Below are 15,250 nucleotides of genomic sequence, written 5' to 3' on the forward strand. Positions count from 1 at the left end.
GTATTATTGAGACGGCTCTCACCCTTTTAAATCATACGTTTGAAAACAATAAGAAGTTTCAAAGTATATATTTAATTATAGTGACCATCACCATAGCGTAAGGTTGATTTCCGTTCCGACTGGGCGCTTTCCTGGGGGCGTCCGATGAGCCGCTTCACTCGCGTTGCTCGCTCCAGGGTCTCATCTGTGACGCTAATCCCCAAGGAGTCGCCCAGTCTCCACTACAATCAACTATTGCATTGCATACGTTTTAACAAAGGGTCATCTCTAAATTAAAATATGGATCAAAATTTACTATAAATCACTCGTATCGTACTTCAATCAAGTTATACACATAGCATATATTTTAACAAATTTCGTCTAACATTTACTCAACTACTACTTAAACGTACGCCAGCCGATATCTTTACGGTAGAAGAAGTTGTCCCATTTTTCTGTTGCAATGCCTGCGTATACTTTTTCTTGTGCTTCTTTTAAAGTAGAGGCTTTTGCTCCAACTAATAAAACTCGGCCACCATTCCCAACATACTTCTTATCAACAAGTTTTGTACCTGCATGGAATACTGCGTGTGAAGATGATAGAGCCTCTAAGTTAGGTAATGCATGTCCTTTTTCAACGTCCCCTGGATAACCTTCTGCAGCAATAACTACACCAAGCATTGCTTCTTCAGACCATTGCAAATCAAATGGCTTTTCATCCATCAAGGCTGTCATAAATGCACCAAAATCGGATGCCATTCGTGGTAAAACTACTTGTGTCTCTGGATCTCCAAAGCGTGCATTAAACTCAATCACTTTTGGGCCACTTTTTGTTAATATCAATCCTGCATATAAAATCCCTGTAAACGATACACCATCTGCCTCCATACCTGTCACAGTGGGTTCAACAATCGTCTTATAGGCAATATCCACTACTTCTTGAGAAATTTGAGGTACTGGCGAATAAGCTCCCATCCCACCTGTGTTTGGCCCTTTATCGCCATCATACGCACGCTTATGGTCTTGAGCAATCACCATTGGATAAATCTGACCTTTATGGACAAAGGACATAAAGGAGAATTCTTCTCCGTCCAGGAATTCTTCAATGACAACACGAGAAGATGATTCACCAAAACGTTGGTTCCCAATCATATCCTCCACAGCTTCAATCGCTTCATCTTCAGTCATTGCGACAACTACACCTTTACCAGCTGCTAAACCATCCGCCTTGATAACGATTGGTGCACCTTGTTCCTTAATATAGGCTATAGCCTTGGCTGCTTCAGTAAACGTTTCATGGGCCGCTGTTGGGATATTATATTTATTCATAATATCTTTCGCGTATGATTTACTGCTTTCGATTTGTGCTGCTATCTTTGTTGGACCAAACGCTCGTAATCCGCGAGCAGTAAAGAAATCTACTATGCCTTCAGCAAGTGGTTGCTCAGGCCCTACAAATGTTAAATCTATTGCATTTTCTTTTGCAAATTGTGCAAGACCAGCAAAATCCATCGTATCAATAGCAACGATTTCCGCATCGCCCTTCATACCATCATTACCAGGTGCTACAAATACTTTATGAACAGATGGTGAAATACTAAATTGTTTGGCGATAGCATGCTCACGACCGCCGCTTCCAATAACTAATACTTTCATTTTAGGAAATCCTCCTCTTTGTGCGTAAGACCGAGATGAGCCAACATCTCGGTCTAGTTTTTGATATTTTAGTGTTTGAAATGACGTACGCCAGTGAATACCATCGCAATGCCGTATTCATTCGCTTTATCGATTGAATCCTGATCTCGGATAGAGCCACCTGGTTGAATAATGGCTGTAATACCAGCCGCTGCAGCTGCTTCTACAGTATCATTCATTGGGAAGAATGCATCTGATGCTAGTGCTGCACCTTTTGCTTTTTCGCCAGCTTGCTCAAAAGCAATTTTAGCTGCGCCAACACGGTTCATTTGACCAGCACCAACACCAAGAGTCATTTGAGAATCTGTTACAACGATAGCATTAGATTTAACGTGCTTCACAACTGCCCAGCCAAGTTGTAATGCTTCCCATTCTTGTGCTGTCGGTTCACGGTCTGTGACTACTTTAATATCTGCATTAGAAAAACCGTAGCGATCTGGTTCTTGTACAAGAAGTCCACCTTCAACTGATACAACATTGAATTTGTCTTGTTTTGCTTGTTCGAAAGGAATTGTTAATAAACGAATATTTTTCTTCTTCGTTAAAATATCAAGTGCTTCTTGAGAGAAAGCAGGTGCAATGATAATTTCTAAAAAGATATGGCTTAACTTTTCAGCAGTTGCTGCATTTACTTCCATATTTAAAGCAATAATGCCACCGAAAATAGACGTTGAATCTGCTTCGTATGCTTTATCAAATGCTTCTTCTATTGTTGCGCCCGTTCCAACACCACAAGGGTTCATGTGCTTTACAGCTACTGCTGCAGGCATCTCAAACTCTTTGACAATTTGCAATGCTGCATTCCCATCTTGAATATTGTTGTATGATAATTCTTTACCATGTAATTGCGTAGCATAAGCTAATGAAAAATCCGAGCCTAGTCGTTTTTGATAGAACGCTGCTTTTTGATGAGGATTTTCACCGTAGCGTAAGTTTTGTTTTAATTCATATGTCATTGTTAAGCTCTCTGGGAACTCTTCTTCTGTTAAGTGGTTTGATATATATGAATCATAAGCAGCTGTGTGACGGAAAACCTTTGCAGCTAACTTACGACGTGTTTCAATTGTCGTTGCACCATTAGCTTTAAGTTCCTCTAATACGTTCGCATAGTCATTGCTATCCACAATTACTGTTACATATTGATGGTTTTTTGCTGCAGAACGTAACATTGTTGGACCACCGATATCGATATTTTCGATCGCATCATCCCATGTTACATCAGGCTTTGAAATTGTTTCAACAAATGGGTAAAGATTGACACAAACAATCTCAATTGGCTCAATTCCATGCTCGTTCATTTGTGCTTGGTGAGACGCATCGTCAAACTTTCCTAATAGTCCACCGTGAATCATTGGATTTAAAGTTTTTACACGGCCATCTAAAATTTCAGGGAATTTAGTTACTTCATCTACTGCTGTTACGGCAACATTATTGTCTTGTAACATTTTTTTCGTACCACCAGTTGATAAAATTTCATAACCTAATGCTACTAGTTCTTTAGCAAATTCTAAAATACCATCTTTATTGGAAACACTGATTAATGCACGTTTAGTCACAACGAAATCCTCCTAATTTTTAGGATCATCACCATAACGTGTAGTTGATTTCCGTTCCGGCTGGGCGCTTTGCCGCTGACGCTTCGCTTTCGCGCAGAGCAGAGCTTCCTGGGGGCGTCGGGGCAACAGGATGTTGGTCACGAAGGCGTTATCACAGGACGTGATGCTCTTAGCCTTCGTTCCCCTTCCCGCTTCACTCGCTCCAGGGTCTCGGGCCAACAAGATGTTGGTCACGAAGGCGTTATCACAGGATGTGATGCTCTTAGCCTTTGTTCCCCTATCGCTAATCCCCAAGGAGTCGCCCAGTCTCCACTACAATCAAATTATTTACATAGTAGACGTTTTAACAAAAGTCATCCACATCTTTTGGCGATGAACCATTTTTATCGTGTTTGCCACGAATATGTCTTGCTATTATTGGTGGGACAGAGTTAGGTTTTGATTAAGCACTCAGACCTAACTCTCTCATCGATTCATTACTTTAATAATTGCTGTAAAGCTTTTGTATATAGTTCATGCTCTTCCTTATGAACGGCCGTTTCTGTTGCCTCACGGTCACCTTCAACAACTTGAACTGCCGATTGGGCAATAATAGGCCCTGTGTCCATACCTTCATCTACAAAATGGACTGTTACCCCCGTTATCTTAACGCCATGTTCCATCGCTTGACCAATAGCATCCTTACCAGGGAAAGCCGGTAATAGTGAAGGGTGAATATTCACGATGCGCTGCGGGTATGCGGCTAGCAATACTTCACTAATTAAGCGCATATAACCTGCAAGGACAATCCATTCTACATGACGTTCATGAAGAGCCTCAATAATAGCAGTCTCGTAATCTGCCTTTGATGAAAACTCTTTTGGACTTAAAGCTAGCACTGGAATACTATAGTTCTCAGCACGTGTCACTACAAATGCGCTAGGTTTGTCTGTCACAACAAGTTCGATCTTTGCATGTAGCTCGCCTCGTTCTATGGCCTCTTGAATAGCTTGAAAGTTACTGCCGCTGCCTGAAGCAAAAACGGCAATTTTAGTTGGAGCAGTCATTACACTAAACTCCCATCATGTGAGCCATTGAATACAACGCCCTCGCCTTTCACAACGCGACCAATTTTGTATGCTTTTTCACCATTTGCTTCTACTGTAGCAAGTACTTTATCTACTTCATCTGCAGGGACAGCTAACACGAAGCCAATACCCATGTTAAAGACATTATATAAATCCTTGTCTTCTAACTGTCCTTTTTCTTTTAAAAACTCAAAAATGCGTAAGACTGGCCAAGAACCTAAGTCAATTTCAGTTGCTAAACCTTCAGGCATCATACGTGGTAGGTTTTCATAAAAGCCGCCGCCAGTTACATGTGCACAGCCATGAACGTCTGCTGCTTTTAAAGCTGCAAGTACAGGTTTTGCATATAATTTTGTTGGCACTAACAAGGCTTCTCCGATAGGACCAAGATCCTCGTAGCCTTCCACAATCAAATCAACTGCGTAATGATTATCCGCAAAGACAATTTTTCGAACTAATGAGTACCCGTTTGAATGCACCCCACTAGAAGCAATCCCAACAAGTACGTCACCCTCTACGATTTGCTCACCTGTTACGATGGCGGATTTTTCGCAGGCTCCTACTGCAAAACCAGCTAAATCATACTCATCTTCTTCGTAAAGACCAGGCATCTCTGCAGTTTCTCCACCGATTAATGCCGCACCAGATTGCACACAGCCATCTGCAACTCCCTTTACAATTTGCTCAATTTTCGCTGGCTCTGCCTTGCCAAGGGCCACATAATCTAAAAAGTACAATGGTTCCGCACCTTGCGCTACGATATCATTGACACACATCGCTACACAGTCCACACCAATCGTGTCGTGCTTGTCCACCATAAACGCTAGTTTTAGCTTTGTCCCAACACCATCTGTACCTGAAATAAGAACAGGTTCCTTAAGATTTAGTTCTGACAAGTCAAACATGCCGCCAAAACCACCAAACGTGCCCATCACACCTAGACGGTTTGTTCGTTCAACGTGAGACTTCATTCGTTTTACGGCTTCGTAGCCTGCTTCAATATTTACACCTGCTTGTTCATATGCTTTTGACACGCAGAGTTCCTCCTTATCATCCAAATCGACTTGGCACATGTGCCCATCATTACTAGATGTGTTTAGATGTTTTTCTTAACGTAATAGTTCTTTTTCATGTGGTAAGATCGTATCTGGGAAAATTTCTGTTGGATATTTACCCGTAAAGCATGCTAAGCATAATCCGCGATTTTCATCTTCATATGGTCTAGCAATCGTCTCTACCATGCCTTCAACTGAAAGGAATGTTAATGAATCTGCTCCTATTGCATCGCGGATTTCATCTACACTGTGATTAGATGCAATCAATTCTTCATGTGTTGAAGTATCGATCCCGTAATAGCAAGGATCCGTCATTGGTGGTGAAGAAATCACAACATGCACTTCAGTTGCTCCTGCATCTTTTAACATTTTTACAATACGTCTTGAAGTTGTACCGCGAACGATTGAATCGTCCACCATCACTACTCGTTTACCTTTTACAACTTGAACAACTGGAGAAAGTTTCATTTTCACACCGCGTTCACGTAATTCCTGTGTCGGTTGGATAAATGTACGACCTACATAACGGTTTTTTATAAGACCTAGCTCATACGGAATACCGCTTTCCTCTGCAAAGCCGATTGCTGCTGAAATACTTGAGTCAGGGACACCTGTTACAACGTCAGCTTCAATATGTGCACATTCACGAGCAAGCTGTTTGCCCATACGCTTACGAGCCATGTGAACGTTAATACCATCAATATCAGAATCAGGTCGTGCTAAATAAACGTACTCCATCGCGCACATTGCCCGTTTATCCATTTCTACAAAACGATCAGATTTTACACCTTCATCGTTAATAATTAATAATTCACCAGGTTCAACAGATCGAACAAATTCTGCACCTATCAAATCAAATGCACAAGTTTCAGAAGCAACAACCCAACCATCCCCTAACTTTCCAAGAGATAGTGGACGTAAACCATGTGGATCACGTGCGACAAGCATTTCATCTTTAGTCATAATTAAGAATGAGTAAGCACCCTTTAATAACGAGAGGGCATTTTTCACCTTTGCACGGAATGGTGAATGCGAGCTTTTCTTAATAAGATGCGCTAGTACTTCAGTATCGGAGCTAGAATGGAAAATACTCCCTTGGCGCTCTAAGTACTGTTTTAAGTGCGTTGCATTGACTAAATTACCGTTATGAGCAATTGAAAGGCTACCAGTTGACGAGTGGAATAATAACGGCTGTACATTTTCAATACCGCCTCCTCCAGCAGTCGTATAACGGACATGGGCAATTGCTGCTTTTCCGTCCACTGCCTTTAATTTCTCTTCGTTGAAAACATCATTAACTAGTCCTTCGCCTTTCACCGCGCGAAGATGCTGACCGTCAGAAACGACGATTCCAGCGCCTTCTTGGCCACGGTGTTGAAGAGCATGAAGCCCGTAATAACTAAGGTGTGCTGGATTCGGGTTGCCCCAAATACCAAACACCCCACATTCTTCGTTTAAGCCTCTGAGTTCAGCAAGCATGGGATTGCTCCTTTCCAATTAGAACGGAATTCCTCCACTGTACCTTCTACAAGCACACCGTTGTCACCGTTGATTTTAACAAGCGCATCGTTTGTTACGACACCAATTTTCTTTGCGTCTTTTACAATTTCTACAAATGCAGCTGCATTTTCTTCTTTCACTGTTACAACGAAGCGAGATTGTGTTTCACTGAATAATGCTGTTGTAGCAGAGCCTGTTAATGTCACATCAAGACCTAAACCATTAGCGCCAAATGTTGTTTCGGCAAGCGCCACCGCAAGACCACCTTCTGCTACATCATGTGCAGATTGTACGATTCCTGCTTTAATTGCTGTAAGTAAAGCTTGTTGACGTGCAGCTTCAATCTGTAGATCAATAGCTGGTGCTTTCCCTGAAATAACCCCGTTGTTTACTAATTTTTGAAGCTCCGAGCCACCGAATTCAGTGTTTGTATCACCGATCACAAATACTACATCCCCACTAGCTTTTACTTCTTGAGTTGTCACATGTGCTAAATCTTCAATTAGTCCCACCATACCGATGGTTGGTGTTGGGTAAACCGCTTCACCAGAACGCTCATTATAAAGAGATACGTTACCACCGATTACTGGTGAATTCAGTGCAGTACAAGCCGCTGAAATACCATCAGCTGATTTTTCAATTTGCCAGAAGATTTCTGGTTTCTCAGGATTACCAAAGTTTAGGCAGTCAGTAATCGCTAATGGTGTACCTCCAGTTGCTACGATGTTACGGGCTGCCTCAGCTACTGCAATGGCACCGCCTACCTCTGGATCTAGGAAAATATAACGAGAGTTACAATCAGTAGTCATCGCTAATCCTTTGTTCGTACCACGTACGCGGATAACGGCTGCATCAGAACCTGGTGCAACGACTGTTGATGTACGTACTTGATAATCATATTGATCGTAAACCCACTCTTTTGAAGCAACTGTTGGCGCTTTTAAAAGTGCATTTAATGTTTCTTTGTAATCTGTTACCACTGGTTCTGTATTTTCCATCGCTTGAAATTCAGCATAGTAAGCAGGTTCTGCAGATGGTTTGTGATAAACTGGTGCATCTTCTGCAAGTGCATCAGCAGGTACTTCAGCTACAACTTCACCATTATGTAAAAGACGTAGCATTTTATCATCCGTCACGCGACCAATTGCCACCGCATCTAAATCATATTTATCGAAAATCGCTTTAATTTCATCTTCACGACCTTTTTTCACAACAAGTAACATACGCTCCTGAGATTCAGATAACATCATTTCATAGGCTGTCATGCCTGTCTCACGTTGAGGTACTAAATCTAAGTTCATTTCTACACCAGAGCCAGCCTTAGAAGCCATTTCTGCTGATGAAGAAGTAAGACCAGCTGCACCCATATCTTGAATACCTACTAGAGCGTCAGATTTTACAACTTCTAAACATGCTTCAAGTAAAAGTTTCTCCATAAATGGATCTCCTACTTGTACTGCTGGACGTTGGTTCTCAGATTCTTCTGTTAACTCCTCAGATGCAAATGTTGCACCATGGATACCGTCACGACCTGTTTTAGCGCCAACATACATGACTGTATTTCCTACACCAGCTGCGATTCCACGTTGAATATCTTTGTGATCAATTAAACCTACACACATTGCATTCACTAGTGGATTGCCTTCATAACAAGGATCGAATTGAATCTCGCCACCTACTGTAGGAATTCCGATACAGTTACCGTAACCTGCGATACCAGCAACGACTTCTTCAAATAAATATTTTCCACGCGCTGATTTTAATTCGCCAAAGCGGAGTGAGTTCAGCATCGCAATTGGACGTGCTCCCATTGAGAAAACATCGCGGATAATACCACCAACACCTGTAGCAGCACCTTGATAAGGTTCAATTGCTGAAGGGTGGTTATGGGATTCCATTTTAAATACAACGGCTTGTTCATCACCAATATCGACGATGCCAGCACCTTCACCTGGACCTTGTAAAACTTGTGGACCCTTAGTAGGGAATTTACGTAACACTGGTTTTGAATTTTTGTATGAGCAGTGCTCAGACCACATTACTGAGAAAAGACCTGTCTCTGTCCAGTTCGGAAGTCGTCCAATAATACCTTCTACCATTGCAAATTCTTCGTCTGACATCCCCATACCAGCGTATAACTTCTGATCTTTAATTTGCTGTGCTGTTGGCTCAAACTTAGTTGTTGACATGATTTTCCCTCCACTGCTTCACAATTGATTTAAATACTGCTAGACCGTCTGCTCCGCCCACCAGTGCATCAACAGCTCGCTCTGGGTGAGGCATCATACCTAGTACATTGCCGCGCTCGTTTATAATCCCTGCGATATCTTCTAAAGAACCGTTTGGATTTTCGCCTGAGTATGTAAACACGATTTGATTGTTATCTTTTAATTGTTGTAAAGTTTCCTCGTCACAGTAGTAGTTACCTTCACCATGCGCAATTGGAATATTGATCATTTGACCTTGCTCATATTGGTTTGTGAATAAGGTATTATTGTTTTCAACTTTAAGTTGGATTGTACGGCACATGAATTTCAAATTTTTGTTACGAAGTAATGCACCTGGTAACAAACCCGCTTCAGTTAATATTTGGAATCCATTACAAACGCCTAATACTGGCTTACCTGCATCTGCTGCCTTCTTGACCTCTGCCATAATATTAGATTGGTTTGCCATCGCACCACATCGAAGGTAATCCCCATATGAGAAGCCTCCCGGTACTAAAATGCCATCAAAGTCACTTAAATCTGTTGCTGTATGCCATACATATTCTACTTCTTCACCTAGCTCGTCTTTAATCGCATGATACATATCGATATCACAGTTTGACCCAGGGAAAACGAGTACTGCGAATTTCATGATTAGTTAGCCTCCTCGACTTCGTAACGATAGTCTTCGATTACAACGTTAGTTAAAACCTTTTCACACATTTCTTTTACTAGAGTATCAATATCACGTTCTGTATCTTTAATAGTTAGTTCAAGATATTTACCGATACGTAAATCTTCTACTTCAGCGTAACCCATGTTCACTAAAGAACCTTGTACTGCTGAACCTTGTGGATCAAGAATGCTCTCACGTAATGTTACGTAAATTTTAACTTTTTTCATTGTTATTTGCCTCCGAGTCTAGAAAGTATAATAGTATAAACTTCAGTTAAATTACCAAGGTCTCTACGAAAGACATCCTTGTCTAACTTTTGCTTTGTAGTTGCATCCCAAAGTCTGCATGTATCTGGTGAGATTTCATCTGCCAGTAGTACATTTCCGTCATTGTCACGTCCAAACTCTAATTTAAAATCAATGAGTGTAACGTTGACATCCGCAAATATAGGCTCCAACACTTTATTCACTGCAAGTGCACCCTCATAAATGGCTGTCACTTCCTCTGGTGTTGCAAGATCAAGTACGTCAATATGCTCCGTCGTAATGAGCGGATCGCCTAGTTCATCGTCTTTAAAATAAAACTCAACGATCGGACGTTTTAATGGTGTACCTTCTTCTAAGCCAAGGCGTTTCGCTAAGCTGCCTGCCGCTATATTACGAACAACAACCTCAATTGGAATAATCTCTACCTTTTTCACAAGCTGTTGCGTATCAGATAATTGTTTTACGAAATGTGACGCAATTCCGTTTGCTTGTAATTTTTCGAAAATTACAGAAGTGATGCGGTTATTTAATATGCCTTTGCCTTCAATTTCTTCTTTTTTCTCACCATTAAACGCTGTTGCACTATCCTTGTATTCAACGAGTAACACATTTGGTTCCTCTGTTGTATACAATTTTTTTGCTTTACCTTCATACAAAAGTTGACCTTCAGTCATTTCGTTACTCCCCCTGATATTATGAAATACACGCGTATTGTTCAGAATTGAATCGTACGTATACGATTCAATTCTGCAACATCCGCTAGTGACTCTATTCCATCAATTTAGCTTAGTTAAGTCCAAGACGTTCAAAAATCATATCTACATGCTGTAAATGGTAGTTGTAGTCAAAGCACTCATCTAGCTCTTCTTTCGTTAAATACGATGTAATTTTTTCACTTGCATCGACTAACGTACGGAACTGAACTTGCTCGTCCCACGCCTGCATCGCTAAAGGTTGTACTGTATCATACGCTTCCTCACGCACTAACCCTTTATCGATAAGTGCTAATAAGATACGTTGAGAGTAAATTAGACCAAAAGTGCGACCCATATTACGTTTCATGTTTTCAGGGAATACTGTTAAGTTTTTCACAATGTTACCGAAGCGATTTAACATATAGTTAAGTGTAATCGTTGCATCCGGTAAAATAACGCGCTCAGCAGATGAATGTGAAATATCACGCTCATGCCATAATGCTACGTTTTCATAAGCTGTTACCATATAGCCACGCATTAATCGTGACATACCAACCATGTTTTCAGATCCGATTGGATTACGTTTATGAGGCATCGCCGACGAGCCTTTTTGTCCTTTTGCAAATGCTTCCTCAACTTCACGTGTTTCAGATTTTTGCAAGCCACGAATCTCTGTTGCAAATTTCTCTATTGAAGTTGCGATTAATGCCAACGCTCCTAAATATTGAGCATGGCGATCACGTTGTAATGTTTGTGTTGAAATAGGAGACGCTGTAAGTCCTAATTTATCGCATACATATTGCTCAACTCGAGGGTCGATATTGGCATATGTTCCAACTGCTCCAGACATTTTTCCTGTTTCAATTACTTTTGCCGCTGCATCAAAGCGTTCTAGGTTACGCTTCATTTCTTCATACCATAAACCTAGTTTTAAACCGAAAGTTGTTGGCTCAGCATGAACACCATGTGTACGTCCCATCATAACTGTATGCTTATGCTCTTTCGCTTTAGCAGCAATAATATCAATGAAATTCACGATGTCTTTACGTAAAATATCATTCGCTTGTTTAATCAAATAAGAAAGGGCTGTATCAACTACGTCCGTAGAAGTTAAACCATAGTGTACCCATTTGCGCTCTTCACCAAGTGTTTCAGAAACGGCACGAGTAAATGCAACTACATCATGACGTGTTTCTTTTTCAATCTCTAAAATACGATTAACGTCAAATGAAGCATTTTCACGAATTTTAGCTACATCCTCTTTCGGAATGTCTCCAATTTCTGCCCAAGCTTCACATGCTAAAATTTCAACTTCTAGCCAAGCTTGATATTTATTTTGTTCTGTCCAAATTGCGCCCATTTCGGGTCTTGTGTAACGTTCGATCATTGCGTTTCTCCTTCTATTCTGACCAAATGCCAGAACTCTCGATTTGTTGTAGTGTTTCCTCTAAGTTTTTTGTCATAATCGTTACGTGGCCCATCTTACGGTTCACCTTAGCTTCAGCTTTCCCATAAAGATGTATAGACCATTCAGGATATTTAGCAATTGAGTTACTAAGTGGCATGACATGCTGCCCTAAAACATTAACCATTATAGATGGTGCCCAAAGTTGTGGTTTACGTAATGGCCAACCACAAACAGCGCGTATATGCTGATGAAACTGTGAAACATTACATGCTTCTATTGAATAGTGACCAGAATTATGAGGTCTTGGTGCTAATTCATTAATAACAATTCCACCATCTTCTAACACAAACATTTCTACAGCTAATGTCCCTACTAAATCCAAGTAGTCAGCAATTTTTCTTGCTTCACGCTCTGCAGCTTTTGCTGTTTCCTCTTTTATACGAGCTGGAACAATCGTTTCATGTAAAATATGATGCACATGAATATTTTCTCCAACTGGCTGACAATATGATTCACCATTACCGTTTCTTTGGACAATGACGGACACCTCTTTAGCGAAAGGCACAAATCCCTCAACAATACATTGCGAATGAGAGAAAAGCTCCTTTGCCAACGATAGGTCTTCGGCAGATTTTAAAAGCTGCTGCCCCTTGCCATCGTAACCACCTCTTGCTGTTTTGACTATACAAGGATAACCAATCCTATCGATATTGGCTAGTAATTCTTCATATGTATTTACAACCAAATAAGGGGCTACTGGACAACCTGCATTCACAATTGCTTCTTTCTCAGTCACACGGTTCTGTGTGATGCGTACAAGCTCTGCTCCTTGTGGAACGTAAGCCATTTGTGTTAAACGTTTTAAGCCATCATAATCGATATTTTCAAACTCATACGTTATAACATCACTAACCTCTGCAAGCTCCTCTAAAGCTGCCTCATCATCATATGGTGCTACAATACGTACATCCGCAACCTGTCCACATGGTGAATCCATTGATGGTTCAAGAACGGCAACTTTAAAGCCTGCCTCTTTAGCAGCAAGTGCCATCATACGGCCAAGTTGCCCTCCCCCGATAATGCCTATCATCTGCCCTGGATAAATTATCTTTGTCACACTAAGTCACCTGTGCTTTCCAGTACTTGTTGTTTTGTGGCTTCACGTCGAGCATCTAATTTTTTTGCAAGCTGTGCATCTGTTGTCGATAAAATTTGCGCTGCTAGCAAACCTGCATTTGTCGCTCCCGCTTTGCCAATCGCTACTGTTGCTACAGGTACACCACCAGGCATTTGAACGATTGATAATAAAGAATCAAGCCCGTTAAGAGCACGGGATTGCACAGGTACACCGATTACCGGTAGCGTTGTTTTAGCTGCTACCATTCCAGGTAAATGCGCAGCTCCACCTGCACCAGCAATAATAACTTGAATACCTCGCTCACGTGCTGATTCTGCATACTCAAACATTAAATCTGGAGTACGATGTGCAGACACAACCTTTTTCTCGTACGGTACTTGTAATTCATCTAAAATATCACATGCATGTTTCATTGTTTCCCAGTCACTTGAACTCCCCATAATGACACCGATTTTCGGATTCATGATTGTCGCTCCTTTTTAACGTTAGAAAAATGATCTAATATTGTGCAAGCCTCTATTCCTCATATAGCTACTACAATTCTTTTATAACAAAGAAAGTCCCCAAATAAACTACTCCCTACCATACACGTGAAAGCAGCTTACTTGAGGACTTATTATGAAAAGAATATGCAAATGTACATTTCTGCACATACACCTTCCCGTAACATGCCAAAAGTGCTTTCCCGCATAGTCCAGCATTTACGGTGCTGGGTAGAGACACTAGAGCCAATCCTCTAGCATATATGTGGGATTTATTTGTTTTTCCTTCTCACATTTTAACAAGTCATTCCTCTATCGTCAATGCAAAAATGCGAACATTTTATTTTAGCTATTTATAAACGTTCGGATTTCGGTCAAATTTACTCGAATTCTTGCCATAACATGGCTTTGAATTGTATTTTTTGACGTAAATACGTTGGTTCTCCATTGACTAAGTGGAAAATCGGTTCTTCTTTTCTTCCCACTGCCATATAACCATCTCGACGCATTCTTGCCAAACAATCTTCAATTGTCTCGTTTTCTTCTACTTCATACCAAATTTGCTTTTTTCCCAAATCTTTCTTCCTTTCGATCTTATATCCAAAATTTTTTCTTCATTTGAGTTTCATTATACCTTTTATATCTATGATTTATTAATAAAATATTTTTCACATAGCGTGAGGTTGATTTCCGTTCCGTCTGGGTGCTTTCCTGGGGCATTGGACAACAAATGTTTTTTGCGCAAAAACGTAGTGCTTACGAAGCAGCAGCAATGTGTTTCGTTTGCGCGAAAGCGTAGCGACAGCGGCAATGTGTTTTGTCTGTGTGAAAGGGTAGTAGCAACAACATCACGTTTTTTTCTGTACGAAGACGAAACAGCAACAGGATGCAGGTCAGTTAGCCTAAAATCCTATGCGAACGCCTTTCCGATTCCGTGACATTAGCGGAAGTTTTAACTTCTTTCTGAAGAAGCTAAAAAGGAATTATATCTTATTGTTACAAATCGAAGACATATTAAAAGAACTGCAGAAAAATATAAACGCTGCAGTTCTTTATTAAGGATTTTAAAACCCGAAGATTCCCATTAAATATGCACCAAGGAATAGGATCATTAAAAAAGCATTGAGCACAATCAAGACCATACGGATATCACCTTTTAAGCCAAAAATTGCGCTAATTATTCCTAGTCCTCCTAATACAAATGGCGTAAAAATACTTAGCTCGCAAAGGAAATTAAAAAAAATACCATACCATTTTGATGTATCATAGCCAAACATTAAAAATGTAATCAAGAAGGATATGATGGATATAGTAGAAAAGAGATTACGCCTCATTTTTAATTCCCCCATTAATCAACGACCATCATGTATATGGTTAGGCAATTGTACCATTTTTTTATTTTTCTATAAAATAAAAAAAGCCGAGGAATAAATCCTCGACTTTTTCAGGTGCCTAGCGACGTCCTACTCTCACAGGGGGAAGCCCCCAACTACCATCGGCGCTAAAGAGCTTAACTTCCGTGTTCG

General features: G+C 40.7%; 14 protein-coding genes, 1 rRNA gene and 1 riboswitch. All 15 genes read right to left on the reverse strand.

Features of this window, described 5'->3' with window-relative positions; translation table 11 throughout:
- Positions 1-378: 378 nt before the first annotated feature.
- A complete protein-coding gene (purD, locus tag MWJ95_RS21030; protein ID WP_249075455.1) occupies positions 379-1,635 on the reverse strand; it encodes a phosphoribosylamine--glycine ligase in 1,257 nt (418 codons plus the stop codon).
- A gap of 68 nt (positions 1,636-1,703) precedes the next feature.
- Positions 1,704-3,230: a bifunctional phosphoribosylaminoimidazolecarboxamide formyltransferase/IMP cyclohydrolase gene (purH, locus tag MWJ95_RS21035; RefSeq protein WP_249107161.1), complete on the reverse strand. Its 1,527-nt coding sequence runs from the start codon at positions 3,228-3,230 to the stop codon at positions 1,704-1,706.
- Between the two features lie 476 nt (positions 3,231-3,706).
- Positions 3,707-4,276 (reverse strand): phosphoribosylglycinamide formyltransferase, encoded by a 570-nt coding sequence (purN, locus tag MWJ95_RS21040; protein WP_249107162.1) that lies wholly within the window; start codon positions 4,274-4,276, stop codon positions 3,707-3,709.
- The gene (purM, locus tag MWJ95_RS21045) at positions 4,276-5,331 is read right to left on the reverse strand and encodes a phosphoribosylformylglycinamidine cyclo-ligase (RefSeq protein WP_249107163.1); all 1,056 of its coding nucleotides are present in this window, start codon (positions 5,329-5,331) and stop codon (positions 4,276-4,278) included. The genes purN and purM overlap by 1 nt, the downstream gene beginning before the upstream one ends.
- Before the next feature lie 75 nt (positions 5,332-5,406).
- Positions 5,407-6,831: an amidophosphoribosyltransferase gene (gene purF, locus MWJ95_RS21050; RefSeq protein ID WP_249107164.1), complete on the reverse strand. Its 1,425-nt coding sequence runs from the start codon at positions 6,829-6,831 to the stop codon at positions 5,407-5,409.
- Positions 6,807-9,041 carry a phosphoribosylformylglycinamidine synthase subunit PurL gene (gene purL / locus MWJ95_RS21055; RefSeq protein ID WP_249107165.1) on the reverse strand — a complete coding sequence of 745 codons (2,235 nt, stop codon included), beginning with the start codon at positions 9,039-9,041 and terminating at the stop codon, positions 6,807-6,809. The genes purF and purL overlap by 25 nt, the downstream gene beginning before the upstream one ends.
- Positions 9,028-9,711, reverse strand: coding sequence for a phosphoribosylformylglycinamidine synthase subunit PurQ (purQ, locus tag MWJ95_RS21060; protein ID WP_249075449.1), 684 nt, complete (start codon positions 9,709-9,711; stop codon positions 9,028-9,030). The genes purL and purQ overlap by 14 nt, the downstream gene beginning before the upstream one ends.
- Positions 9,712-9,713: 2 nt before the next feature.
- Positions 9,714-9,962, reverse strand: coding sequence for a phosphoribosylformylglycinamidine synthase subunit PurS (gene purS / locus MWJ95_RS21065; protein ID WP_068986390.1), 249 nt, complete (start codon positions 9,960-9,962; stop codon positions 9,714-9,716).
- 2 nt (positions 9,963-9,964) lie between these two features.
- A complete protein-coding gene (purC, locus tag MWJ95_RS21070) occupies positions 9,965-10,675 on the reverse strand; it encodes a phosphoribosylaminoimidazolesuccinocarboxamide synthase (protein ID WP_249075448.1) in 711 nt (236 codons plus the stop codon).
- A gap of 112 nt (positions 10,676-10,787) precedes the next feature.
- Complete coding sequence (gene purB / locus MWJ95_RS21075; protein WP_249075447.1) at positions 10,788-12,083, reverse strand: adenylosuccinate lyase; 1,296 nt, start codon at positions 12,081-12,083, stop codon at positions 10,788-10,790.
- A gap of 13 nt (positions 12,084-12,096) precedes the next feature.
- Positions 12,097-13,221, reverse strand: coding sequence for a 5-(carboxyamino)imidazole ribonucleotide synthase (gene purK, locus MWJ95_RS21080; RefSeq protein WP_249075446.1), 1,125 nt, complete (start codon positions 13,219-13,221; stop codon positions 12,097-12,099).
- Positions 13,218-13,706 (reverse strand): 5-(carboxyamino)imidazole ribonucleotide mutase, encoded by a 489-nt coding sequence (gene purE, locus MWJ95_RS21085; RefSeq protein ID WP_249075445.1) that lies wholly within the window; start codon positions 13,704-13,706, stop codon positions 13,218-13,220. Before purE ends, purK begins: the two co-directional genes overlap by 4 nt.
- A 206-nt stretch (positions 13,707-13,912) precedes the next feature.
- A riboswitch (purine riboswitch) is annotated at positions 13,913-14,011 on the reverse strand.
- A gap of 93 nt (positions 14,012-14,104) precedes the next feature.
- The gene (locus MWJ95_RS21090; protein ID WP_249075444.1) at positions 14,105-14,299 is read right to left on the reverse strand and encodes an NETI motif-containing protein; all 195 of its coding nucleotides are present in this window, start codon (positions 14,297-14,299) and stop codon (positions 14,105-14,107) included.
- A 489-nt stretch (positions 14,300-14,788) separates the two neighbouring features.
- On the reverse strand, positions 14,789-15,058 hold the full coding sequence (locus tag MWJ95_RS21095) for a hypothetical protein (RefSeq protein ID WP_249075443.1): 270 nt from the start codon (positions 15,056-15,058) through the stop codon (positions 14,789-14,791).
- 116 nt (positions 15,059-15,174) lie between these two features.
- Positions 15,175-15,250 (reverse strand): 5S ribosomal RNA (gene rrf / locus MWJ95_RS24755); the annotation flags it as partial.

Source organism: Lysinibacillus sp. Bpr_S20 (genome assembly GCF_023337835.1).
Lineage (GTDB): Bacteria > Bacillota > Bacilli > Bacillales_A > Planococcaceae > Lysinibacillus.